This window comes from Pseudomonas sp. 8_5_2, from assembly GCF_059295255.1.
Genome location: NZ_CM181238.1, coordinates 470178 through 493519, shown reverse-complemented (window position 1 = coordinate 493519; position 23342 = coordinate 470178). Strand labels below are relative to the sequence as shown.

Below are 23342 nucleotides of genomic sequence, written 5' to 3'. Positions count from 1 at the left end.
TATTCTCTCCACAGTACAGGGTTGGTGAAGCAATCCATCAATGGGCTTCGGCAATCGGATCGAGCGCGCGGGCGTGCTCCACCTCCCAGCCCAGCGGTACCACATCGCCTACGGCCAAGGCCGGATCCAGCTCGGCAATCGGCTGCTTCACGAAGAAGTCGCCCTTGCCGCAAACCTCCAGGCGCACCCGCACGTGGTCGCCCAGGTAAATGAATTCGGCCACCCGGCCGGAGAACCGGTTCACGCAGCTTTCGCTGTGGCCGTTCAGGCGCACCCGCTCGGGGCGGATCGACAGGGTCACCGGCTCGCCGGCCTGGCCGACATTCACCGCCAGCGCCTCGATCCGTTCGCCGCGCGGCAGCTGCACCTGGCAGCGCTTGCCATCGCTGGCCAGCAGGGTGCCGTTGATGCGGTTGTTCTCACCGATGAAGTTGGCGACGAAGGTATTGCAGGGTTCTTCGTACAGCGTGCGGGGGTCGGCGATCTGCTGGATTTCACCCTGGTGGAACACCGCCACGCGGTCCGACATGGTCAGTGCTTCACCCTGGTCGTGGGTCACGTACACCACCGTCACACCCAGGCGCTGGTGAATGTGCTTGATCTCCATCTGCATGTGTTCACGCAGTTGCTTGTCCAGGGCGCCCAGTGGCTCGTCCATCAGCACCAGTTGCGGCTCGAACACCAGCGCCCGGGCCAGGGCCACGCGCTGCTGCTGGCCGCCGGACAGCTGGCCGGGGTAGCGCTGGGCAAAGGCGTCGAGCTGGACCATGTTCAGCACCCGCTTGACCCGCTCGCTGATGTCGGTCTTGCTCAGGTTGCGCACGCTCAGCGGGAAGGCCAGGTTTTCGGCGACAGTCATGTGCGGGAACAGCGCGTAGTTCTGGAACACCATGCCGATGTCGCGCTTGTGCGGAGGCACATTATTGATCGAGCGCCCGGCCAGCTGGATTTCACCGGCGGTGGGTGTTTCGAAGCCGGCCAGCATCATCAGGCTGGTGGTCTTGCCCGAGCCGGACGGGCCAAGCAGGGTGAGGAACTCGCCCTTGCGGATGTCCAGATTGAGGTCTTTGACGATCAGCGACTCGCCGTCGTAGCTCTTCTGCACACCACGGAAGCTGACCAGCGTTTCGCTGGTTGCAGCATTCGACTTCGCCTCGCTCATGCCTGCACCTTTTTGTTGGATGACTGCGTAGGCAAAGACTAGACAAGCGGCAAGCGCCCGGAAATCGGGGGTGCTGAGAGAATGCCATCATCCGGATGGAAGATTGACTGTAGGGATCCCCCTACAAAGATGGCGGGATTGGAATACTCACTTCAGCCGCGCTGCTCACCCTGCGGGAGCGGGTTCACCCGCGAAGGGGTCAGCCCAGGCAACGCACATGGCAGGCCTGGCCCTTTCGCAGGTGAACCCGCTCCCACAGGGATTCGCTACAGGCTGATAGACAGGTATGTCGCAATCAGACCAGCTTGTGCTCCATGGCGTACTTCACCAGCTCTGCCAGCGAGTTCACCTTCAGCTTCTGCATCAGCCGCGCCTTGTGGGTGCTGATGGTCTTGCTCGACAGCGCCAGTTGCTGGGCGATGTCGTTGACATTGGCACCCTGGGCCAAGCGCTCGAATACCGAAAACTCCCGCTCCGATAACAAGGTATGTAACGGCCGCGACTCGGTCAGGCCCACTTCGAACACCATGCGATCGGCCAGCGCCGGGTCGATATAGCGCCCCCCCCCGGCTACCCGGCGAATCGCAGTCAGCAACAGCGCCGGGTCACTGTCCTTGGTGGCATAGCCTGCCGCGCCGGCCTTCAACGCCCGCGCCGCCATCTGCGCCTCATCATGCATCGACAGCATCAGGATCGCCGGCGCAGCGTGCAACGCACGAATCCTCGGGATCGCTTCCAGGCCATTGACGCCCGGCATCGAGATATCCAGCAGCACCACCTCGCACGGCGTGTGGCGCAGGGTTTCGAGCAGTTGCTCACCGTTACCGGCCTCACCCACCACCTGCATGTCCTTGGCCAGGCCAATCAATTGCTTGATGCCTTCACGGACGATGGTGTGGTCTTCGGCCACCAGCACTCGAATCACGCTCGCTCTCCTGTTCCAACGGAATGGCCACGCTCAGGCTGGTGCCTTCGCCCGGTTCACTGTGCAGCGCCATGCTGCCGCCCAGCATCAGCACCCGCTCGCGCAACCCCACCAGGCCAAACGAGGTCGGCCGGGGCTGCTCGCGGCAAAAGCCTTGCCCGTCATCGCTGACGGTCATGCGCAATTGCCCGCCCTCTCGTACCAGTTCGATCTCGACACTGTGCGCCTGGGCATGGCGCATTACATTGGTCAGTGCTTCCTGCAGGATACGGAACAACCCCGTGGCCTTGGCATCGCTCAAGGCTGGCAGATTATCCGGTACTTGCACCAGACAGGGAATTTGCGTGCGCGCTTCGAATCGCCGCGCCTGCCACTCGATGGCCGAAGCAATCCCCGCGTCGAGAATCGGCGGGCGCAAGGCGGTGGCCACATCGCGCACCAACTGGAACAGTTGGCTGATCAGGCGCTTCATGCTGGCCAGGCGTTCGTTCAGGGCCGGGTCCAGCTCGGCAAAGGCCAGTTCGCACATCGACACCTCCAGCTTGAGCACGGTCAGCATCTGCCCCAGCTCGTCGTGCACTTCGCGGGCGATGCGGGCCTTTTCTTCCTCGCGCACACTCTCAAGGTGGGCCGACAGCTCGCGCAACTGCTCCTGGGATTTCGCCAGGGCAAGCTCGGCCCGTTTCCCTTGGGTGATGTCCCACACCACACCATCCCAGACCACCTGGCCGTTGGCCAGGCGTCGGGTACTGGCCTTGATATCGGCCCAGCGTTGCTCGCCGTGACGGGTGAGGATGCGGCCCTGCCAGGACCAGTCCTGATCGCTGGCCAGCGCCAGGTCCTGCACCCGATGGTAGTCGGCACGGTCTTCGGGGTGCACCAGGTTGCGCAGGCCCATGTGCGGTTGCTGAATTTCGCTGGGCGCATAACCCACCAGGGCCTCGCTGCCCTCGCTGACATAGGGAAACTCCAGGTCGCCCTCGGCGGGGTCTCGCTCCAGGCGAAACACCAGCCCCGGCACGTTGCCGGCTATACCCTTGAGCCGTGCTTCGCTTTCACGCAGGGCCGCCAGGGCACGATGACGCTCGGTAACATCGGCCAGATAGACCACCAGGTATTCGGCGTCACGAAAGCGCAGAAAGCTCAGCGACAGTTCTACCGGCAGCAGGCTCTGGTCAGCGCGCTGGCAGTGCGTTTCGAACTGCCCTGCACCGCCCTCCCCGGTGCGCGCGCCCTTCCAAAGCTGCAGCCAGCGATCCATGTTCAGGCTGGGCTCGAAGTCGCTCAACGGCCGCTCCAGCAATGCGCCTTCCGCGTAACCCAGCATGCGCTCGGCGGCGTGGTTGGCGTAGCGCACGTGGCTGTCCCAGTTGACCCAGAGGATGCCTACCGTGCTCTGGTCGATGGCGAACTGGCTCAGGCGCAGCACTTCTTCACGGACTTGCCGCTCCACCAGGCTTTCCCGCGCGGTGAGCAGGCTGCGCTCCAGCCGGTGCTGCTGCCGACGTTGCCACATCAGGGTCGCCAGCGCGCACAACAGCAACATCCCGAACAGCAGGGCCAGGTTCTGCCAGAAGCCGGGCGACTCGCTCAGGCGCGGGTATTTCGGCTGCAGCCAGCGCTGGTGCAGTTGTTCCAGCTCCTTGGCGGGCAGCGCCTGCAGACCACGCTCGAGCACATCGGCCAGCAGCGGCCAGTCACGCCGCGAGCCGATACGCAACAGTTGCGGCAGGCCGATATCGCCCACCACCGCCAGCTCACCGAACTCGCTCTCGCGGGAAAGGCGGCTGAGCTGGGCTTCATCCAGCACCGCGAAGCTGGCCTGGCCGCCGACCACCAGTTGCAAGGCCTCGCGCTCATTGGGCACGCCCTGCAGGTTGAGATTGCCGTAGTTACCACGCAGGTATTCCGCCAACTGGCTGGGCATGCGCACCGCAACGCGCTGCTCGCTGTCGAGCTTTTCCAGCTCTATGGCCATGGCCCCGGTGCGCGGCCCTACCACCAGTTGCGGCACGCGCATGTAGGGGTCGCTGAACAACCACAGTCGCAGGCTGGCCGGGGTCTGGGAAAGGCCGGGAGCGAAGTCGATTTCCCCCGCCTTCAGGGCATGCTCCAGGCTGGCCTGGTCAGCAAAGTTGCGCCAGGTAAGGTCCAGGCGCAATGCCTGCGCCAGGCTGCTTACCAGCTCGACGTTGGCCCCGTACAGTTGCTGCAGGCGTCGGTCGAACTGGGCGTAGGGCGCCTGCAGCACCAGGCCGACGCGCAGGCTACGGTGGCTATCCAGCCACTGCTGTTGCGCAGGTTCCAGCACAACGGTGGGCACTACCTCGGGCCTGGCCAATGCAATCAAGGGCAGCCACAAGCAGCCGATAACCAACAGGCGACGCACTCGCTTCATCTACACGCTCGTCCTGGCAAAGGCGGCCATGCAGCATGGCCGTCACGGGCAAATACTATTAGGCTGCCGGTATCATTCTGGCCCCGGGTTGACTCATGTCCACACTTTATCGCACGACGCTGGCAATGTGCTGCCTGGCCTCGATCCTTCCACTCGGCGCCCTTGCCGCCGATGCCGACCCACCCACCAGCGCCCCTGCGGCACCTGTTGCCGAAGCGCCGCGACCGCCGCTGCTGGAGCGTAGCCAGGAAGATGCCCAAGCCCTTGAGCGGCTGGTCCCCAAGGCCGAACAGCAGCCCCTGCAGGCGGGTGCCGACAGCTTCCTGGCCCTGTGGAAGCCGGCCAACGACAGCGACCCGCAAGGGGCAGTGATCATCGTCCCAGGCGCTGGCGAAACTGCCGACTGGCCGAACGCCGTCGGCCCGCTGCGGCAGAAATTCCCCGATATCGGCTGGCACAGCCTGAGCATCAGCCTGCCCGACCTGCTCGCCGACAGCCCGCAGGCCCGGGTCGAAGCCAAGCCGGCAGCCGAGCCCGAAAAACCCAAAGGTGAAAGTGCACCGGCCAAGGATGTGCCCGCCGACGCCAATGCAAACGTCGCCCAGGCCACTGCCGCCGATGCCGACACCGCCGAGAGCACCGACGCCGAACAGGCCAGCGAGCAGACCGATCCGGCCGATGCCGAGCGCATCTTCGCTCGCCTGGATGCCGCAGTGGCTTTCGCCCAGCAGCACAATGCCCGCAGCATCGTGCTGATCGGCCATGGCAGCGGCGCCTATTGGGCGGCCCGCTACCTGAGCGAGAAACAGCCACCACAGGTGCAGAAGCTGGTAATGGTCGCGGCGCAGACCCCGGCTCGGGTGGAGCATGACCTGGAAAGCCTGGCGCCGACCCTGAAGCTACCGACCGCCGACATCTATTACGCCACCCGAAGCCCTGATCGCAATGCGGCCGCGCAACGCCTACAGGCCAGCAAGCGGCAGAAGGACAGCCAGTACAAGCAGCTGTCGCTGATTGCCATGCCGGGGAACAAGGCGGCGGAGCAGGAGCAACTGTTCCGCCGGGTGCGGGGCTGGATGAGCCCGCAGGGATAATGCGCCGAGCGGGCCGCTACAGCCCATGCCGCTTGCGGATCATGGCATAGGCCTGGTGCAACTCGCGGGTGCGCTCGGTAGCTTCACGCACCTGCGCCTCGCTGGCACCACTCCCTGCAAGCTTGTCGGGGTGGTGCCGGCTGACCAGCCGACGATACGCCTGCTTGACCTTGTCGCCGTCGGTGTCTGCCTCGACCGCCAGCAAGCGTAGCGCCGCCGCGTAGGTCATGGCCACGCCTTCTGGCCGGGCGACCTTGCGCGGCTCGTACTCCAGCGACATGGCCTGCACCTGCCGCCGACTCAGGCCCAGTTTCTGCCCCCAGTCCAGCAGCAGCGCACGCTCCTTGTTGCCCATCTTGCCGTCAGCCCAGACCATGCGCCAACAGGCGCGCAGGGTACCTTCCGCCGCATGCGGCTGCTGGCGAATACGCCGCAGGTGCCCGCCCAGCCGGTCCTTGCCCGCCTTACCGCGGTTGAACGCGGCAATCGCCCGCAGCCTGGCCGCCTCGGCCAGGTCCAGGCGCACCATTTCCTGGCGCGCCTGCTGGATATGCTGCTCGGCCACCCGGCCATCGCATTTGGCCAGGCGCCCGAGCATCACGAACAGCAACTCGTCGTCGCGCAGCGCCGAACGCCCGCCCAGGCGTTCGCGCATGTCCTCCCAACCTTGCAAACGCAGCCGGCGGTCCATGGCCTGCCCGAGCAACGCACCCAGCAACGCCCCCGGAATGCTGGCAACGGCAAAGCCGGCGCCCACTCCAATCACCGTGCCTGGCCACCACATGTCAGGCGCGCCCGCCAATCAGTCGCTCGGCCTCGGCCAGGCGCTCGACCGTGCCAACATCCACCCAGTGCCCACGGTAGTGCTCACCTGTGACCTTGCCAGCCGCCATGGCCCGGCGCAGCAGGGGGGCCAGCTTGAAGGCACCCGGCTCGCAGCCTTCGAACAGCGCCGGATGCAGCACCGACAGGCCGCTGAAGGTCAGCGTGCCTGGCGCGTCATCGCCATCGACGACCCGTCCGTGTTCCAGGCGGAAGTCACCGCGGCCGTGATGGCCAGGGTTGTCGACCAGCACCAGGTGCGCCAGGCCTTGCAGCGGGGCGGCGTGCAACTGCGTGAAGTCGTAGTCGGTCCAGACATCACCGTTTACCAGCAGGAACGGCGCGTCTGCGAGCAATGGCAGCGCCTTGAAGATGCCGCCGCCGGTTTCCAGCGGCTCGCCCTCGGGCGAGTAGCGGATGCTCAGGCCGTAACGGCTACCGTCACCCAGGTGGTCTTCGATCTGCTGGCCGAGCCAGGCATGGTTGATCACCACTTCGGTAACGCCTGCTGCCGCCAGGGCCCGGAGGTGGTATTCGATCAGCGGCTGGCCGGCAACCGGCAGCAACGGTTTCGGGGTATGCAGCGTCAGCGGGCGCATGCGCTCGCCTTTGCCCGCTGCCAGGATCATTGCCTTCATGCACGCGCTCCGGCCTGCAACTCGGCAATCAGCTCACCCAGCTCCGCCAATTCGGGCCGACGGCTGATCACTTCATCTATATAGGCGAAGAAGCGCGGTACGTCGCCCAGGTAGCGCGGTTTGCCATCACGATGGCAGATGCGGGCGAAGATACCGATCACTTTCAGGTGCCGCTGTACGCCCATCAGGTCGCTGGCACGCTGGAATGTTTCGAAGTCGGCCTGTACCGGGATGCCCGCTGCCTGTGCTTTTTGCCAGTAGTCCCGCAGCCAGCCTTCGACCCGTGCCTGTGGCCAGCTGAGGAAGGCGTCCTTGAACAGGCAGGTAATGTCGTAGGTGACCGGACCGTACACGGCATCCTGGAAATCCAGCACGCCAGGGTTGGGCGTGCTCTGCATCAGGTTACGCGGCATGTAGTCGCGGTGCACCAGCACCTTGGGCTGGGCCAGGGCGCTGTCGATCAACAGTTGGCTGACGCGCTGCCAGGTGGCCATTTGCGCATCGTTCAAGACCAGGCCAAGTTCACGCCCTACGTACCACTCGGGGAACAGCTCGACTTCACGGCGCAGCAAGGCGTCGTCGTAGCTGGGCAGAGGTGCATCCATCGGCAGGCGCTGCAATGCCAGCAGCGCATCGATGGCATCGGCGAACAGGCGGTCGGCGCTGTCAGAGTCAATGATATCAAGGTATGTCTGGTGGCCCAGATCCCCCAGCAGCAGGAAGCCACGCTCCAGGTCCTCGGCGTGAATCACCGGCACATGCACGCCGGCGCTGGCCAGCAGATGGTCGATGGCGACGAACGGTCGGCAGTTTTCCTGGGGCGGTGGCGCGTCCATGATCACGAAACTGTGCCCGGCGCCCTGCCAGCGGAAGTAACGGCGGAAGCTGGCATCGCTGCTGGCCGCGGTAAGGCTGCCTGCCGGCACGTCGCCCCAGGCGTTGTTCAGGAAAAGATCTTTGAGCTGCTCATCGAGCCAGACCGTCAGTTGTTGCAGGCGTACATCGTGTTCAGGCATTACAAGGGTCTCCGACGGCCCTAGCCGTCAAGCGGGTCATGCTTTATTATCCAGCATCTTTTTCAGACCATCGAGAGGCGTGCGGCCCCACACGCGGGCAGATGGCACGCAGGAAGCCCGGACTAATAAGATGGCATTGAAATCCCCCGCGTTTCGTAGAAAGTTTCCGTTGCTGGTAACCGGCGGTCTGCTGGCCCTGCAACCTCTGGCCACGTCTTACGTCGTGGCAGCCGAACAGTTCGACTGCCAAGTGTCCGCCGCCGGTGGTTGGGACTGCAAGCCCAAGGCCCCAGTCAACAACCTGCCGCCGCGCCCGGTGCACGAGGGTGCAGCCGTCAGTGCCGGCAGCGAAGCCGCGAGCGAAGCCGAAACCGCGGACCAGCCGATGTTGGTCACCGAGGCCAAAGGCCGTGGCCTGAAATCGCGCAGCGAAGATTACAGCCACCTGGACTGGGTCCCGCGTGACAAGCTTACCGCTGCCCAGCTGGCCGAAACCGGTCCCTACTGCGGTGGTGCGTACGTCGAGCCGCCCCGCCCGGGCATGGCCGACACCACGCCAAAGGACGAGTCGCCGACCTACATCAACGCCAAGGTTTCCAAATACCAGCAGGAGCAGCAGATCGCTACCCTGGCGGGTAACGTGGTCATGCGCCAGGGCAGCATGCAGGCCGAGGCCGACGAGGCCAACCTGTACCAGACCGAAAACCGCGGCGAGCTCAAGGGCAACGTCAAGATCCGTGACAACGGCTCGCTGGTGGTAGGTGACCAGGCGCAGATCCAGCTCGACACCGGCGAAGCCCAGGTCGACAACGCCGAATACGTGATGCACAAGTCGCACATCCGCGGCAACGCCCTGTACGCCAAGCGTGGCGAAAACGCCATTATCCGTCTCAAGGACGGTACGTACACCACCTGCGAACCGGGCAGCAACGCCTGGCAGCTGAAGGGCAACAACATCACCCTGAACCCGGCTACCGGCTTCGGTACCGCGACCAACGTCACCCTGCGGGTCAAGGATTTCCCGGTGTTCTACACACCGTACATCTACTTCCCGATCGACGACCGTCGCCAGTCCGGCTTCCTGCCGCCATCGTTCAGCACCAGCAGCGACACCGGCTTCATGCTGGTCACGCCGTACTACTTCAACCTGGCGCCGAACTACGACGCCACGCTGTACCCGCGCTACATGACCAAGCGCGGCCTGTTGATGGAAGGCGAATTCCGCTACCTGACACCTTCGAGCGAAGGCCAGTTCGGTGGCGCCTACCTGAACGACAAGAACGACGACCGCAAAGACCAGACGGACTACAAAGAACAGCGCTGGATGGTCAACTGGCAGCACAAAGGTGGCCTGGACGAGCGCCTGATGACCGAGGTGGATTACACCGACATCAGCGACCCGTTCTACTTCCAGGACCTGGAGTCCGACCAGATCGGTGTCGAAAGCCGCGACATCCTGAATCAGCAAGGCGCCCTGACCTACCGTGGCGACAGCTATACCGCGCGGCTGAACGTGCATGCGCACGAAATGGCCACCATCTCGCAGATCACGCCGTATGACAGCCTGCCGCAGGTTACTTTCAACGGTACGCTGCCGTTCCAGCCTGGCGGTTTGAACTTCGGTTACGAAACTGAAGCCGTGCGCTTTGATCGCGACCTGAAAGACGACTTCGTTTTCGACAAAGATGGCAACCCGGACGCAAGCGCAGGATTCCCCGGACGGCGCCTCGACGAGAACATTTTCGGTGTAGCCCGCGCCAACGGCACCCGTCTGAACGTCGCCCCTTCCATCAGCCTGCCAATGCAAGCCAGCTACGGCTTCGTCACGCCGAAGCTGAAGTACATGTACACCCACTACGATCTTGACCTGGACAGCGAAGGCAAGGCTGACGTGGCGGGCTCCAATGCCGAGACCCTGGACCTGTTCGGCGATTTCAAGAGCAACCAGAACCGCGACGTCCCGATTTTCAGCGTTGACAGTGGCCTGTATTTCGATCGCAACACGTCGATGTTCGGCACCAACTACCGCCAAACCCTCGAACCGCGCCTGTTCTACCTCTACGTCCCTTACAAGGACCAGATGGACATCCCGCTGTTCGACACCGGCGAAACCCTGTTCAGCTACGATTCGCTGTTCCGCGACAACCGCTTCAGCGGTACCGACCGTATCGGCGACGAGAACAAGCTGTCGCTGGGCGTAACCAGCCGCTGGATCGAAGATAACGGTTTCGAGCGCCAGAACTTCAGCATCGGCCAGGCCTACTACTTCAAGGATCGCAAGGTCCAGTTGCCGGGCATCGACTACCGCACCCGCAAGGATTCGCAGTCCGATGTGTCGCCGTACGCGCTGGTGTACAACTACTACTTCAACCGCGACTGGCGCTTCAATTCGGACTTCAACTGGGACCCGGACAGCCGCAGCACCCGTTCGGGCAGCGCGATGTTCCATTACCAGCCTGAAGACAATCCGAACAAGATCGTCAACCTCGGCTATCGCTACCGTAACGACACCATCGCCTACGACTCGACCACGGGTACCTGGAAAGTGGGCGGCGGTGACTATGGCACCCCGGGTGATCCGAACTACATCAAGGATTACTACAAGATCCAGCAGCATGACTTCTCGGTTATCTGGCCGATCGTGCCGCAGTGGAGCGTCATCGCGCGCTGGCAGCATGACTACAACCGCAACCGCACCCTGGAAGCCATGGGCGGCTTCGAATATGACAACTGCTGCTGGAAGCTGCGTCTGGTCAACCGCTACTGGATCGACTACGACGATTTCAGCCAGGCCCTTCCACAGAACGAAAAAGGCGACCATGGTGTCTTCCTGCAGATCGTGCTGAAAGGCCTCGGTGGTGTAGTGGGCAACAAGGTCGAATCTTTCCTCGACCAAGGCATTCAAGGTTACCGTACACGTGAAGACCAAGCTTATTGATCGTCTGCGCCCAGTGTTGCTGGGCGCCGCTTTGCTGAGTGGCGCGGTGCATGCCGCGGTACAACCTCTTGATCGCGTGGCGGCCATCGTCGACAACGACGTGGTCATGCAAAGCCAGCTGGACCAGCGTGTCCGCGAGGTGCAGCAAACCATCGCCAAGCGCGGCGGCGGCGTGCCGCCGACCAGCGCTCTGGAACAGCAGGTGCTGGAACGCCTGATCGTCGAAAACCTGCAGCTGCAGATCGGCGAACGCTCCGGCATCCGCATCACCGACGAGGAACTGAACCAGGCCATCGGCACCATTGCCCAGCGCAATGGCATGTCGCTGGAGCAGTTCCGCGCCGCCCTGGCCCACGACGGCCTGTCGTTCGATGACGCCCGCGAGCAGGTCAAGCGCGAGATGATCATCAGCCGCGTGCGCCAGCGCCGGGTGGCCGAGCGTATCCAGGTGTCGGAGCAGGAAGTGAAGAACTTCCTCAATTCGGACATGGGCAAGATGCAGATGTCGGAAGAGTACCGCCTGGCCAACATCCTGATCCCGACCCCGGAAGCCGCCAACTCGGAAGCCATCCAGGCCGCCGCGCGCCAGGTCGGCGACGTGTACCAGCAGCTCAAGCAAGGCGCGGACTTCGGCCAACTGGCCATTGCCCGCTCCGCCAGCGAAAACGCCCTGGAAGGCGGCGAGATGGGCTGGCGTAAAGCCGCCCAGCTGCCACCCGACTTCGCCAAGATGCTCAGCAGCATGCCGGTTGGCGAGATCACCCAGCCCATCCGCATCCCCAACGGCTTCATCATCCTCAAGCTCGAGGAGAAGCGTGGCGGCAGCGAGAACGTGCTGCGTGACGAAGTGCACGTGCGCCATATCCTGATCAAGCCAAGCGAAGTGCGCAGCGATGCAGCCACCGAACAGCTGGCCGAGAAGCTCTACGAGCGGATCAACAACGGTGAAGACTTCGCCACCCTGGCCAAGAGTTTCTCGGAAGACCCGGGCTCGGCGCTTAACGGCGGCGATCTGAACTGGGTTGACCCGAACAGCCTGGTACCGGAGTTTCGCGAACAGATGGCCAACGCCCAGCAAGGCGTCGTGACCAAACCGTTCAAGACCCAGTACGGCTGGCATGTCCTGGAAGTGCTGGGCCGCCGCGCCACCGACAGCACCGAGCAGGCGCGCGAACAGCAGGCCCTGAGCGTGCTGCGTAACCGCAAGTATGACGAAGAGCTGCAAACCTGGCTGCGCCAGATCCGCGACGAAGCCTACGTTGAAATCAAGCTGCCTGGCGCTGACCAGGCCGCCCAGTGAAGCCGCAGCGCTTCGCCGTCACCCCCGGTGAGCCAGCCGGCATAGGTCCCGACCTGTGCCTGCTGCTCGCCGCAGACGCCCAGCCCCACCCCCTGATCGCCATCACCAGCCGTGACCTGCTCGCAGAGCGGGCCACCCAGCTGGCGGTTGCAGTCAACCTGCTGCCGGTAGCGCCGGGCCAATGGCCCGAGCAGCCAGCGCCTGCAGGTAGCCTGTACGTCTGGGACACCCCCCTTGCAGCCCCGGTAGTGCCAGGCCAGCTCGACCAGGCGAACGCGGCGTTCGTGCTGGAAACCCTGACCCGTGCCGGGCAAGGCTGTCTGGACGGGCATTTCGCCGGGATGATCACCGCCCCTGTGCACAAGGGCGTGATCAACGAGAGTGGCATCGCCTTCTCTGGGCATACCGAATTCCTCGCCGAGCTGACTCACACCGCGCAAGTGGTAATGATGCTGGCCACGCACGGCCTGCGCGTCGCCCTGGTGACCACGCACCTGCCGCTGCGCGACATCGCCGACGCCATCACCGCCGAGCGCGTCGAGCGTGTAACACGAATCCTGCATGCCGACATGCGCGACAAGTTCGGCATCGCCAACCCGCGCATCCTGGTGTGCGGCCTCAACCCGCACGCGGGCGAGGGCGGCCATCTGGGCCGCGAAGAAATCGACATCATCGAACCGACCCTGGCCCGCCTGCGCACCGAAGGCATGGACCTGCGCGGACCACTGCCGGCCGATACCCTGTTTACCCCCAAATATCTGGAGCACTGCGATGCAGTGCTGGCGATGTACCACGACCAGGGCCTGCCCGTACTCAAGTACAAAGGCTTTGGCGCTGCGGTCAACGTGACGCTGGGCCTGCCGATCATCCGTACCTCGGTTGACCACGGCACCGCCCTGGACCTTGCCGGCACCGGCAAGATCGACACCGGCAGCCTGCGCGTTGCGCTGGACACCGCCTACCAGATGGCCGAGAACCGACCATGAACGAGCAATACCAACACCGGGCGCGCAAGCGCTTCGGCCAGAACTTCCTGCACGACGCCGGTGTTATCGACCGTATCCTGCGCGCCATCAACGCCAAGGCCGGCGAACACTTGCTGGAAATCGGCCCGGGCCAGGGCGCCCTCACCGAAGGCCTGCTGGGCAGCGGTGCACAACTGGACGTTGTGGAACTGGACAAGGACCTGGTGCCGATCCTGCAGCACAAGTTCGCTGACCGCGGCAACTTCCGCCTGCACCAGGGCGACGCCCTGAAGTTCGACTTCAACCAGCTGGGCGTGCCAGCGCGCAGCCTGAAGGTGGTGGGCAACCTGCCCTACAACATCTCCACCCCGTTGATCTTCCACCTGCTCAGCCACGCCGGGCTGATCCGCGACATGCACTTCATGCTGCAGAAGGAAGTGGTAGAACGCATGGCCGCCGGCCCTGGCGGTGGTGACTGGGGGCGGTTGTCGATCATGGTGCAGTACCACTGCCGGGTCGAGCACCTGTTCAATGTTGGCCCTGGCGCCTTCAACCCGCCGCCAAAAGTGGACTCTGCGATTGTCCGCCTGGTACCGCACGAAGTGCTGCCGTATCCGGCCAAGGATCACCTGCTGCTGGAGCGCGTGGTGCGCGAGGCGTTCAACCAGCGCCGCAAGACCCTGCGCAACACCATGAAAGGCCTGCTCGACAGCGCAGCCATCGAGGCAGCTGGCGTGGATGGCAGCCTGCGCCCTGAGCAGCTGGACCTGGCAGCTTTCGTACGCCTGGCCGACCAGCTGGCTGATCAGCAACCGGCCTGATCCAGCCTGTATCGGCCCTGTCGCCGGCAAGCCAACTCCCACAGGAACACCACAGCACCTAAGACCTGTGCTTTACCTGTGAGAGCTGGCTTGCCGGCGATAGGGCCGGAACTGATAACACAATCCCCAAGCCCCACACCGCTGGCCCTCCCCCCTCTCAATGGCCTAGACTGCATTATTGCGTCAGTTCGCCCAAGGCCCTTGCATGACCGACCCCCGCTATCAGATCGACGTCAGCGTCGTGACCCGCTACCTGAAAGAACAATCCGACCCCGAGAACAGTCGTTTCGCTTTCGCCTACACCATTACCGTAAAAAACAGCGGCCTGGTCCAGGCCAAGCTGATGTCACGCCACTGGCTGATCACCAACGGTGATGGCGAGGTCGAAGAAGTACGCGGCGCCGGCGTGGTCGGCCAGCAACCCAGCATCGACCCAGGCCAGAGCCACACCTACAGCAGCGGTGCAGTGATCAGCACGCGCGTGGGTACGATGCAGGGCAGTTACCAGATGTTCGCCGAAGACGGCAAACGCTTCGACGCCCAGATCGCACCCTTCCGGCTGGCGGTGCCGGGGGCGCTGCACTGATGGCAACCTACGCCGTCGGTGATCTGCAGGGCTGCTTGCAGCCCCTCAAATGCCTGCTCGAACGCGTTCGCTTCAACCCGGCCGTCGACCGCCTGTGGCTGGTCGGCGACCTGGTCAACCGCGGCCCGGAATCGCTGGAAACCTTGCGCTTCCTGTATTCGATCCGCCAGTCACTGGTGTGCGTGCTTGGCAACCACGACCTGCACCTGCTGGCCGCCTGGCACAACGTCGAGCGCCTGAAAAAAAGCGACACCCTGCGCGAGATCATCGAAGCGCCGGATGCCGACCAGTTGTTCGACTGGCTGCGCCAGCAAAAGCTGCTGCATTACGATGAAGCCAGGGGCATCGCCATGGCCCACGCCGGCATCCCGCCTCAGTGGACGCTCGGCCAGGCCCTGAAGCTTGCTGAAGAGGTAGAGCAGGTGCTGCGCGATGATGGCCGCCTGAAGCTGTACCTTGACGGCATGTACGGCAACGAGCCGAACAGGTGGAGCAAGAACCTCAGCGGCATCGAGCGCCTGCGGGTCATCACCAACTACTTCACCCGCATGCGTTTCTGCACCGCCGAGGGCAAACTCGACCTCAAGAGCAAGGAAGGCGTGGGCACCGCCCCCAAAGGCTACAAGCCCTGGTTTGCGCACAAGGACCGCCGCTCTCGCCACGTGAAGATCATCTTCGGCCACTGGGCGGCGCTTGAAGGGCGCGTCGACGCGCCTGACGTCATCGCCCTGGACACCGGCTGCGTATGGGGCGGTGCAATGACCCTGTACAACATCGACAGCGGCGAGTACCACCGCTGCGAATGCGCCGACGACGGCACCCTGCGTCAACCGGCCCAACCCACTACACTGAACGATCAGCCCTGAAGGAAAGCCCTACCCATGAGCGAATTCAAGCGCATCCCTCCCGAACAGGCCCTGGCCCTGCGCGCGCAAGGTGCGGTAGTCGTCGACATTCGCGACTCGCAGGCCTTTGCCGCCGGCCACATTGCCGGTGCCCGGCATCTTGATAACCATTCGGTCGCCGATTTCATCCGTAACGCCGACCTCGATGCCCCGACCCTGGTGGTGTGCTACCACGGCAACTCCAGCCAGAGCGCTGCTGCCTACCTGGTAGGCCAAGGTTTTTCCGACGTGTACAGCGTGGATGGCGGCTTCGAACTGTGGCGCGCCACCTACCCGGCCGAGACCGCCCAAGGCACCGCCGAATAATTTTTTCATTTCTACTGCAGCCCGCGCCCCGTGCGGGCTCGCGGCTTATCTGACGAACGGTCGTTCGCAACTTCTCCGCCCCTCGCCCTTGACCTTGCGGATAACCAACTACTCTTAAGCACAGGCCATCCAAAAAAGGGGAGAGCCGGTACACCGGCGTGCGGGTCATCGGTAGCGTTACAGGGTGTTCTGGGGGGTATACGGCAATCGGCAAACCCGGTTGCATGCCAGCATCAGCTGACTGATCCGGCGTCGTCTCCATGTATCGAGCGAGGTGACGTCATGAGTATTTTTAGCCACTTCCAACAACGTTTCGAGTCTACGCGCCAGGAAGAACTCTCGCTGCAAGAGTACCTCGAGCTGTGCAAAGGGGATCGCAGTGCCTACGCATCGGCGGCCGAACGGCTGTTGCTGGCCATAGGTGAGCCAGAACTGATCGACACCTCAACCAACTCCAGGCTGTCGCGAATCTTTTCCAACAAGGTGATCCGTCGCTATCCGGCCTTTGCCGACTTCCATGGCATGGAAGAGTGCATCGACCAGATCGTGTCGTACTTCCGCCATGCCGCCCAGGGCCTGGAAGAGAAGAAACAGATCCTCTATCTGTTGGGCCCGGTAGGCGGCGGCAAGTCGTCGCTGGCCGAGAAACTCAAGCAGCTGATGGAGAAAGTGCCGTTCTATGCCATCAAGGGCTCGCCGGTATTCGAATCGCCCTTGGGTTTGTTCAACGCCACCGAAGATGGGGCCATTCTCGAGGAAGAGTACGGGATCTCACGGCGCTACCTGAACACCATCATGTCGCCCTGGGCCACCAAGCGCCTGCAAGAATTTGGCGGTGACATCTCCAAGTTCAAAGTGGTCAAGCTCTACCCATCCATTCTCAACCAGATTGCCATTGCCAAGACCGAACCCGGCGATGAAAACAACCAGGACATCTCTGCACTGGTGGGCAAGGTCGATATCCGCAAACTCGAGGAGTTTCCGCAGAACGACGCCGACGCCTACAGCTACTCGGGCGCGCTGTGCCGGGCCAACCAGGGCCTGATGGAATTCGTCGAGATGTTCAAGGCACCGATCAAGGTCCTGCACCCTCTGCTCACTGCCACCCAGGAAGGCAACTACAACAGTACCGAAGGCTTGGGCGCGATCCCCTACACCGGCATCCTGCTGGCCCACTCCAACGAATCGGAGTGGCACACTTTCCGCAACAACAAGAACAACGAAGCCTTCATCGACCGGATCTACATCGTCAAGGTGCCGTACTGCCTGCGGGTCAGTGACGAGATCAAGATCTACGACAAGCTGCTGGTCAACAGTTCGCTGTCCAAGGCCCATTGCGCCCCGGACACGCTGAAGATGCTCGCCCAGTTCACCGTTCTCTCGCGTCTCAAGGAGCCTGAAAACTCCAACATTTACTCGAAGATGCGCGTCTACGATGGCGAAAACCTGAAGGATACCGACCCCAAGGCCAAGTCGATCCAGGAATACCGCGACTCGGCAGGCGTCGACGAGGGCATGAACGGCCTGTCGACCCGCTTCGCCTTCAAGATCCTGTCCAAGGTCTTCAACTTCGACCCGCACGAGATTGCGGCCAACCCGGTACACCTGCTGTATGTGCTGGAGCAGCAGATCGAGCAGGAGCAATTCCCTGCCGAAGTGCGCGAACGCTACCTGCGCTACCTCAAGGAATATCTGGCACCGCGCTACATCGAGTTCATCGGCAAGGAAATCCAGACCGCCTACCTCGAGTCCTACAGCGAGTATGGCCAGAACATCTTCGACCGCTACGTGCTGTACGCCGACTTCTGGATCCAGGACCAGGAGTACCGCGACCCAGAAACCGGCGAAATCCTCAACCGTATTGCACTGAACGAAGAGCTGGAAAAGATCGAGAAGCCCGCCGGCATCAGCAATCCGAAGGACTTCCGCAACGAGATCGTCAACTTCGTACTGCGCGCACGCGCCAACAACAACGGCAAGAACCCAAGCTGGCTGAGCTATGAAAAGCTGCGGGTGGTGATCGAGAAGAAAATGTTCTCCAACACCGAAGACCTGCTGCCGGTCATCAGCTTCAACGCCAAGGCCAGCAAAGAGGACCAGAAGAAACACAACGACTTCGTCACCCGGATGGTGGAGCGTGGCTACACCGACAAACAGGTTCGTCTGCTGTCGGAATGGTACCTGCGGGTCAGGAAATCGCAATAAAGCGACAAGCTACACACCGCACGCCCAAGGCTGGCGTTCCAGCCTCGGGCGGCGGCAGCTGTCTTTACGTGCAGCTCGTAGCTTGAAGCGTGCAGCTGTTCCCAGCTACCGGAGGGACCATGAGCTACGTTATAGACCGACGCCTGAACGGCAAGAACAAGAGCACGGTCAACCGCCAGCGCTTCTTGCGGCGGTACCGCGAACATATCAAGAAGGCCGTCGAAGAGGCGGTTAGCCGTCGCTCCATCATGGACATGGAGCATGGCGAGCAGATCAGCATTCCGGGACGGGACATCGACGAACCTGTGCTGCACCATGGTCGCGGCGGCAAACAGACCATCGTGCACCCGGGCAACAAGGAATTCACCGCAGGTGAGCATATCCCCAGACCCCAAGGTGGTGGGGGCGGTGGAGGCCGTGGCAAGGCCGGCAATTCTGGCGAAGGCATGGATGAATTCGTCTTCCAGATCACTCAGGAAGAATTCCTCGAGTTCATGTTCGAGGACCTCGAGCTGCCCAACCTGGTCAAACGCCACCTGACCGGTGCCGATACGTTCAAGACCGTGCGTGCCGGTATCGCCAACGAGGGCAACCCCTCGCGCATCAACATTGTCCGCACCCTGCGCTCGGCTCACGCCCGGCGAATCGCCCTGACCGGCAGCAGCCGCGCGCTGTTGCGCGAAGCGCAAAAAGAGCTGGCCCGACTGAAAGTCGAGGAGCCCGACAACTTTACCGACATCCAGGAAGTCGAGCAGGAAATCGAGCGCCTGAAAGCGCGTATCAACCGCCTGCCCTTCCTCGACACGTTCGACCTGAAGTACAACTTGCTGGTAAAGCAGCCCAACCCAAGCTCGAAGGCGGTAATGTTCTGCCTGATGGACGTGTCCGGTTCGATGACCCAAGCCACCAAGGACATTGCCAAGCGCTTCTTCATCCTGCTGTACCTGTTCCTCAAGCGTAATTACGACCGCATCGAGGTAGTATTCATTCGCCACCACACCAGTGCCCGCGAAGTGGACGAGGAAGAGTTCTTCTACTCCCGGGAAACCGGCGGCACCATCGTTTCCAGTGCGCTCAAGCTAATGCAGGAGATCATGGCCGAACGCTACCCGGCCAGCGACTGGAACATCTACGCCGCCCAGGCCTCCGATGGCGACAACTGGAACGACGACTCGCCCATCTGCCGCGAAATTCTCTCCAAGCAGATCATGCCGCACGTGCAGTACTACACTTACGTCGAGATCACCCCCCGTGAGCATCAGGCGCTGTGGTACGAGTACGAGCGCATCGGCGAAGGGTTCCCCGACACGTTCGCCCAGCAGCAGTTGGTATCGGCCGGCGACATCTACCCGGTCTTCCGTGAACTCTTCCAGCGCAGGTTAGCCACATGACCGCCAGAGCACAGAGACGCCAACCCATTTCCACCGGGTCCGAGTGGACGTTCGAACTGATCCAGACCTACGACCGGGAAATCAGCCGCCTGGCCGAAGGCTATGCCCTGGACACCTACCCCAACCAGATCGAGGTCATCACCGCCGAGCAGATGATGGACGCCTACGCCTCCGTCGGTATGCCGCTGGGCTATCACCACTGGTCCTATGGCAAGCAGTTCCTCAGCACCGAAAAGTCGTACAGCCGTGGCCAGATGGGCCTGGCCTACGAAATCGTGATCAACTCCGACCCCTGCATCGCCTACCTGATGGAAGAAAACACCATGTGCATGCAGGCACTGGTGATCGCCCATGCCTGCTACGGCCACAACAGCTTCTTCAAGGGAAACTACCTGTTCCGCACCTGGACCGATGCCAGTTCCATCATTGACTACCTGGTGTTTGCCAAGCAGTACATCGCGCAATGCGAAGAGCGCCACGGCATCGATGCGGTGGAAGACCTGATCGACTCCTGCCATGCCTTGATGAACTACGGCGTGGACCGCTACAAGCGCCCCTATCCGATTTCTGCCGAAGAAGAGCGGCGTCGGCAAAAGGAGCGCGAAGAGCATCTGCAGCGGCAGATCAACGACCTATGGCGCACCATCCCGAAAAGCGCCGAGAAGGGTAACGAACGCGATGATGCGCGCTTCCCCAGCGAACCGCAGGAAAACATCCTGTATTTCATCGAGAAGAACGCCCCTCTGCTAGAGCCCTGGCAGCGTGAAGTAGTGCGCATCGTGCGCAAGATCGCCCAGTACTTCTACCCGCAGCGCCAGACCCAGGTAATGAACGAAGGCTGGGCGACGTTCTGGCACTACACCCTGATGAACGACCTGTACGACGAGGGGCTGATCACCGAAGGGTTCATGATGGAGTTCTTGCAGTCGCATACCAGCGTGGTGTTCCAGCCTGGTTTCGACAGCCCGTATTACAACGGCATCAACCCGTACGCGCTGGGCTTTGCGATGTACACCGACATACGTCGCATCTGCGAAAACCCAACCGAAGAAGATCGCCACTGGTTCCCCGACATTGCCGGCAGTGATTGGCTTTCTACCATCAAGTTTGCCATGAGCAGCTTCAAGGACGAGAGCTTCATACTGCAGTACCTGTCGCCCAAGGTGATGCGCGATCTCAAGCTGTTCAGCATCCTCGATGATGACCAGCGTGACGATCTGCTGGTACCCGCTATCCACGACGAAAGCGGCTATCGGTTCATTCGCGAGCAACTCGCGGCGCAATACAATCTGGGCAACCGTGAGCCGAACGTACAGATCTGGAGCGTTGACCGCCGCGGCGACCGCTCCCTGACCCTGCGCCACCAGCAGCATAACCGCAAACCGCTAGGCGAATCGACCGAGGAAGTGCTCAAGCATCTGCACCGCCTGTGGGGCTTCGACATCCACCTGGAAACCGTGCAAGGCGACCAGGTGATGAAGACCCATCATATGCCACCGCGCGGCGAGCACGGCGAAAGCGCCGACTACGGCCGCATGGACCTGGCAGTCATCCACCACCTCTAGCGCTACGCCATGGCTGCCGACGGGTTATCCTGTCGGCAGTTATGGAGAGCTGCACATGCACATCTACAAAGTCGGCGGCGCCGTGCGCGACCGCCTGCTCGGCCGCCCTGTCAGCGATATCGACTGGCTGGTGGTCGGCGCCACCGTCGAAGAAATGCACGCCAAGGGCTATCGGCCGGTCGGTGCCGACTTCCCGGTGTTTCTGCATCCGAAAACCGGCGAGGAATACGCCCTGGCGCGCACCGAGCGCAAGAGCGGGCGTGGCTATGGCGGGTTCACCTTCCACGCCAGCCCTGATGTCACGTTGGAAGAAGACCTGACTCGGCGCGACCTGACCATCAATGCAATAGCTGAGGATGAAGCGGGTACGCTGTACGACCCGTACCATGGTCAAACCGACCTGGAAAACCGTATTTTACGCCACGTTTCTCCGGCATTCGCCGAAGATCCGCTGCGCGTGCTGCGTGTCGCACGCTTTGCTGCCCGCTATGCGCCGCTGGGGTTCCGGGTTGCCGAGGAAACCTTGGAGCTAATGCGCCAGATCAGTGCCTCCGGTGAGTTGCAGGCGCTGACTGCCGAACGTAGCTGGAAGGAAATCGAACGCGCGCTGATGGAGGCGCAGCCCCAAGTGTTTTTCCAGGTGCTGGGGGCCTGCAATGCCCTGCAAGAGCTGCTGCCTGAGCTTCAGGCTGCCCCGCAGGCCCTGGCGGCGCTGGAGCAGGCTGCAGCGCATGGGCAGCCCTTGCACGTGCGCTGGGCCTGCCTGCTGCGGCTGTTGCCGCCTGCCTCGATCAAAGCCGTCAACCAGCGCCTGAAGGCGCCGCGGGAGTGCCAGGAGCTGGCATTGCTGACGGGGGAATGCTTGGCGCTGGCTGATAAGGCGCTAGAGCTGCCTGCCAGCGCGCTGCTGGAATTGCTGCAGAAATTCGATGTGTATCGGCGACCGCAGCGCTTCGAGGATTTCCTGATCGCTTGCGAGATGATCGCACTGGGCGAAGGCAAAGCGGGTTACCCACAAGCTGGGTATCTGCGAGGGGCGGCGGCGGCGGCACGGGCGGTGGATGTGAAGCCGCTGGTGCAGGCGGGGCTGACCGGCCAGGCACTGGGCGAGGCGCTCAAAAGCGAGCGACTGCACGCTCTCGAGGCTTACAAACTCAACTGAGTAGCGCTTCTTCCCGTGGGAGCAACTGTCTTGCGCAAAATTTATGAAGCGTGCGCTATCCCTGTGGGAGCGGCGGTGCGGCGATCCGATTTACCCGCGAAGAGGCCGGACCTGCCGGCCAATATCCTTGGGCACTCACTGTTGCCGCCGCCACCGCATTCGCGGGTAAATCGGATCGCCGCACCGCCGCTCCCACAGGGATCGCGTACGCTGTTTAAATTTTGCGCAAGAGAGTTACTCCCCCACCGGCCGCGTCAGTGTCAGCCAGGCGTCAACTGCAACCCGCGCCACTCAAAGGCAACCGGGGCCAGCACCTGATCAATCTGCGCGTCCTGCCACAATTGCCCCATGCTCTTGCCTGCCCCTGGATGCACCAGCTCGGGTGCCAGCAGCGACAGCGGCCACAGCACAAAGGCATTCTTCAGGATCTCGGCCCGGGGCAGCACAAGCCCATCGAACGTGCCGTGCAAATCGTCATACATCAGCACATCGATATCCAGCGGCAGCCCCTTGCGGTCCGGGGCATAGCGGCCATTCTCGGCCTCGATGAACTTCAGCCGGCGGTCCAGCTCGATCAACGGCAGTCCGGTTTGCCCGGTGACCACGAAGTTGATGAACGGCCCGCTCTTGATACCCACGGCCTGGCTTTCGAACGCGGGCGAACAACGCATGTTGGTGAGGATGCCCGCCAACGCATCGAGCCCCGCACACAGGTGCGTGTGACGGTCGGTATTGCTGCCAAGGCCCAGGTAGACCGTACTCAGAGACATCCGCGCTCGATCTCCACGCCAACACCACCACGGGCCGCAGGCACCGCACCCGGCTTGGTCAGCTTCAACCGTACCCACGGGATGTGAAACTCTTCCATCAACGCGGCCACCAGGCGCTCGGCAAAGGTTTCCACCAGTTCGAAGCGGGCCTGCTCGGCAAACGCCTGGATGCGCGCCGATACGCTGGCGTAGTCCAGCGCCAGGCTCAGGTCGTCGCCCGCCGCAGCCGGGCGGTTGTCCCAGGCAAAGCTCAGGTCCAGGCGCAAGCACTGGCGAATATCCCGCTCCCAGTCATAGGCACCGATCACGGTATCGACTTCCAGGCCTTCGATGAACACTCTGTCCAAGCACTTCTCTCCACAGCACGACAAGG

20 protein-coding genes are annotated in these 23342 nt (G+C 62.6%); 12 read left to right on the top strand and 8 right to left on the bottom strand.

Annotation, left to right across the window (positions count from 1 at the left end; genetic code table 11):
- Nucleotides 1-37: 37 nt before the first annotated feature.
- From AC5O5R_RS02095 to AC5O5R_RS02085, 3 genes are all read right to left on the bottom strand, one after another.
- Nucleotides 38-1162 (bottom strand): ABC transporter ATP-binding protein, encoded by a 1125-nt coding sequence (locus AC5O5R_RS02095; RefSeq protein WP_172228128.1) that lies wholly within the window; start codon nucleotides 1160-1162, stop codon nucleotides 38-40.
- 295 nt (nucleotides 1163-1457) lie between these two features.
- The gene (locus AC5O5R_RS02090) at nucleotides 1458-2087 is read right to left on the bottom strand and encodes a response regulator (protein WP_172286743.1); all 630 of its coding nucleotides are present in this window, start codon (nucleotides 2085-2087) and stop codon (nucleotides 1458-1460) included.
- Nucleotides 2044-4485, bottom strand: coding sequence for a PAS domain-containing sensor histidine kinase (locus AC5O5R_RS02085; RefSeq protein WP_172228132.1), 2442 nt, complete (start codon nucleotides 4483-4485; stop codon nucleotides 2044-2046). Before AC5O5R_RS02085 ends, AC5O5R_RS02090 begins: the two co-directional genes overlap by 44 nt.
- 95 nt (nucleotides 4486-4580) lie before the next feature.
- Between AC5O5R_RS02085 and AC5O5R_RS02080 the strand changes: the two genes are divergently transcribed.
- Entirely contained in the window at nucleotides 4581-5579 is a 999-nt protein-coding gene (locus AC5O5R_RS02080; RefSeq protein WP_172228134.1) for an alpha/beta hydrolase family protein, read from the top strand.
- 16 nt (nucleotides 5580-5595) lie between these two features.
- Here AC5O5R_RS02080 and AC5O5R_RS02075 read toward each other — a convergent pair whose 3' ends face one another.
- From AC5O5R_RS02075 to AC5O5R_RS02065, 3 genes are read right to left on the bottom strand one after another with little or no spacing between them, the layout of a single operon-like run.
- A complete protein-coding gene (locus AC5O5R_RS02075; protein ID WP_172230360.1) occupies nucleotides 5596-6363 on the bottom strand; it encodes a TerB family tellurite resistance protein in 768 nt (255 codons plus the stop codon).
- A gap of 1 nt (nucleotide 6364) precedes the next feature.
- Nucleotides 6365-7039 carry an N-acetylmuramate alpha-1-phosphate uridylyltransferase MurU gene (murU, locus tag AC5O5R_RS02070; RefSeq protein ID WP_172230362.1) on the bottom strand — a complete coding sequence of 225 codons (675 nt, stop codon included), beginning with the start codon at nucleotides 7037-7039 and terminating at the stop codon, nucleotides 6365-6367.
- Nucleotides 7036-8055 carry an aminoglycoside phosphotransferase family protein gene (locus tag AC5O5R_RS02065; RefSeq protein ID WP_172230364.1) on the bottom strand — a complete coding sequence of 340 codons (1020 nt, stop codon included), beginning with the start codon at nucleotides 8053-8055 and terminating at the stop codon, nucleotides 7036-7038. Before AC5O5R_RS02065 ends, murU begins: the two co-directional genes overlap by 4 nt.
- Nucleotides 8056-8185: 130 nt before the next feature.
- Here AC5O5R_RS02065 and AC5O5R_RS02060 point away from each other — a divergent pair, with 130 nt between their 5' ends.
- The 11 genes from AC5O5R_RS02060 (at nucleotide 8186) to AC5O5R_RS02010 (ending at nucleotide 22199) form a co-directional block, all read left to right on the top strand.
- A complete protein-coding gene (locus AC5O5R_RS02060; protein WP_172230366.1) occupies nucleotides 8186-10993 on the top strand; it encodes an LPS-assembly protein LptD in 2808 nt (935 codons plus the stop codon).
- Nucleotides 10974-12293, top strand: a complete 1320-nt coding sequence (surA, locus tag AC5O5R_RS02055) for a peptidylprolyl isomerase SurA (RefSeq protein ID WP_494514932.1) — start codon at nucleotides 10974-10976, stop codon at nucleotides 12291-12293. Before AC5O5R_RS02060 ends, surA begins: the two co-directional genes overlap by 20 nt.
- Nucleotides 12290-13279, top strand: coding sequence for a 4-hydroxythreonine-4-phosphate dehydrogenase PdxA (pdxA, locus tag AC5O5R_RS02050; protein ID WP_172230708.1), 990 nt, complete (start codon nucleotides 12290-12292; stop codon nucleotides 13277-13279). Before surA ends, pdxA begins: the two co-directional genes overlap by 4 nt.
- Entirely contained in the window at nucleotides 13276-14079 is an 804-nt protein-coding gene (rsmA, locus tag AC5O5R_RS02045) for a 16S rRNA (adenine(1518)-N(6)/adenine(1519)-N(6))-dimethyltransferase RsmA (protein WP_172230705.1), read from the top strand. The genes pdxA and rsmA overlap by 4 nt, the downstream gene beginning before the upstream one ends.
- Nucleotides 14080-14284: 205 nt before the next feature.
- A complete protein-coding gene (gene apaG / locus AC5O5R_RS02040) occupies nucleotides 14285-14665 on the top strand; it encodes a Co2+/Mg2+ efflux facilitator ApaG/CorD (RefSeq protein ID WP_172230702.1) in 381 nt (126 codons plus the stop codon).
- Nucleotides 14665-15531 (top strand): symmetrical bis(5'-nucleosyl)-tetraphosphatase, encoded by an 867-nt coding sequence (locus AC5O5R_RS02035; protein WP_172230699.1) that lies wholly within the window; start codon nucleotides 14665-14667, stop codon nucleotides 15529-15531. Before apaG ends, AC5O5R_RS02035 begins: the two co-directional genes overlap by 1 nt.
- A gap of 15 nt (nucleotides 15532-15546) precedes the next feature.
- Nucleotides 15547-15876 carry a thiosulfate sulfurtransferase GlpE gene (gene glpE / locus AC5O5R_RS02030; protein WP_172230696.1) on the top strand — a complete coding sequence of 110 codons (330 nt, stop codon included), beginning with the start codon at nucleotides 15547-15549 and terminating at the stop codon, nucleotides 15874-15876.
- A 282-nt stretch (nucleotides 15877-16158) separates the two neighbouring features.
- Complete coding sequence (locus AC5O5R_RS02025) at nucleotides 16159-18081, top strand: PrkA family serine protein kinase (protein ID WP_494512000.1); 1923 nt, start codon at nucleotides 16159-16161, stop codon at nucleotides 18079-18081.
- A 119-nt stretch (nucleotides 18082-18200) separates the two neighbouring features.
- Nucleotides 18201-19472 carry a YeaH/YhbH family protein gene (locus AC5O5R_RS02020; RefSeq protein ID WP_172232959.1) on the top strand — a complete coding sequence of 424 codons (1272 nt, stop codon included), beginning with the start codon at nucleotides 18201-18203 and terminating at the stop codon, nucleotides 19470-19472.
- Nucleotides 19469-21037 carry a SpoVR family protein gene (locus AC5O5R_RS02015; protein WP_172286314.1) on the top strand — a complete coding sequence of 523 codons (1569 nt, stop codon included), beginning with the start codon at nucleotides 19469-19471 and terminating at the stop codon, nucleotides 21035-21037. Before AC5O5R_RS02020 ends, AC5O5R_RS02015 begins: the two co-directional genes overlap by 4 nt.
- 55 nt (nucleotides 21038-21092) lie before the next feature.
- Nucleotides 21093-22199 (top strand): multifunctional CCA addition/repair protein, encoded by a 1107-nt coding sequence (locus AC5O5R_RS02010; RefSeq protein ID WP_172233055.1) that lies wholly within the window; start codon nucleotides 21093-21095, stop codon nucleotides 22197-22199.
- A gap of 260 nt (nucleotides 22200-22459) precedes the next feature.
- Here the strand turns inward: AC5O5R_RS02010 and folK are convergent, their stop codons facing one another.
- The gene (gene folK / locus AC5O5R_RS02005; RefSeq protein WP_172229647.1) at nucleotides 22460-22969 is read right to left on the bottom strand and encodes a 2-amino-4-hydroxy-6-hydroxymethyldihydropteridine diphosphokinase; all 510 of its coding nucleotides are present in this window, start codon (nucleotides 22967-22969) and stop codon (nucleotides 22460-22462) included.
- Entirely contained in the window at nucleotides 22960-23316 is a 357-nt protein-coding gene (folB, locus tag AC5O5R_RS02000) for a dihydroneopterin aldolase (protein ID WP_027907305.1), read from the bottom strand. Before folB ends, folK begins: the two co-directional genes overlap by 10 nt.
- Nucleotides 23317-23342: the final 26 nt, after the last annotated feature.

What these genes read in the sequence shown, in the direction of transcription:
- AC5O5R_RS02095 (WP_172228128.1), bottom strand. Translation starts at nt 1,162, where the DNA reads ATGAGCGAGGCGAAGTCGAATGCTGCAACCAGCGAAACGCTGGTCAGC.
- AC5O5R_RS02085 (WP_172228132.1), bottom strand. Translation starts at nt 4,485, where the DNA reads ATGAAGCGAGTGCGTCGCCTGTTGGTTATCGGCTGCTTGTGGCTGCCC.
- AC5O5R_RS02080 (WP_172228134.1), top strand. Translation starts at nt 4,581, where the DNA reads ATGTCCACACTTTATCGCACGACGCTGGCAATGTGCTGCCTGGCCTCG.
- AC5O5R_RS02075 (WP_172230360.1), bottom strand. Translation starts at nt 6,363, where the DNA reads ATGTGGTGGCCAGGCACGGTGATTGGAGTGGGCGCCGGCTTTGCCGTT.
- murU (WP_172230362.1), bottom strand. Translation starts at nt 7,039, where the DNA reads ATGAAGGCAATGATCCTGGCAGCGGGCAAAGGCGAGCGCATGCGCCCG.
- AC5O5R_RS02065 (WP_172230364.1), bottom strand. Translation starts at nt 8,055, where the DNA reads ATGCCTGAACACGATGTACGCCTGCAACAACTGACGGTCTGGCTCGAT.
- AC5O5R_RS02060 (WP_172230366.1), top strand. Translation starts at nt 8,186, where the DNA reads ATGGCATTGAAATCCCCCGCGTTTCGTAGAAAGTTTCCGTTGCTGGTA.
- rsmA (WP_172230705.1), top strand. Translation starts at nt 13,276, where the DNA reads ATGAACGAGCAATACCAACACCGGGCGCGCAAGCGCTTCGGCCAGAAC.
- apaG (WP_172230702.1), top strand. Translation starts at nt 14,285, where the DNA reads ATGACCGACCCCCGCTATCAGATCGACGTCAGCGTCGTGACCCGCTAC.
- AC5O5R_RS02035 (WP_172230699.1), top strand. Translation starts at nt 14,665, where the DNA reads ATGGCAACCTACGCCGTCGGTGATCTGCAGGGCTGCTTGCAGCCCCTC.
- glpE (WP_172230696.1), top strand. Translation starts at nt 15,547, where the DNA reads ATGAGCGAATTCAAGCGCATCCCTCCCGAACAGGCCCTGGCCCTGCGC.
- AC5O5R_RS02025 (WP_494512000.1), top strand. Translation starts at nt 16,159, where the DNA reads ATGAGTATTTTTAGCCACTTCCAACAACGTTTCGAGTCTACGCGCCAG.
- AC5O5R_RS02020 (WP_172232959.1), top strand. Translation starts at nt 18,201, where the DNA reads ATGAGCTACGTTATAGACCGACGCCTGAACGGCAAGAACAAGAGCACG.
- AC5O5R_RS02015 (WP_172286314.1), top strand. Translation starts at nt 19,469, where the DNA reads ATGACCGCCAGAGCACAGAGACGCCAACCCATTTCCACCGGGTCCGAG.
- AC5O5R_RS02010 (WP_172233055.1), top strand. Translation starts at nt 21,093, where the DNA reads ATGCACATCTACAAAGTCGGCGGCGCCGTGCGCGACCGCCTGCTCGGC.
- folK (WP_172229647.1), bottom strand. Translation starts at nt 22,969, where the DNA reads ATGTCTCTGAGTACGGTCTACCTGGGCCTTGGCAGCAATACCGACCGT.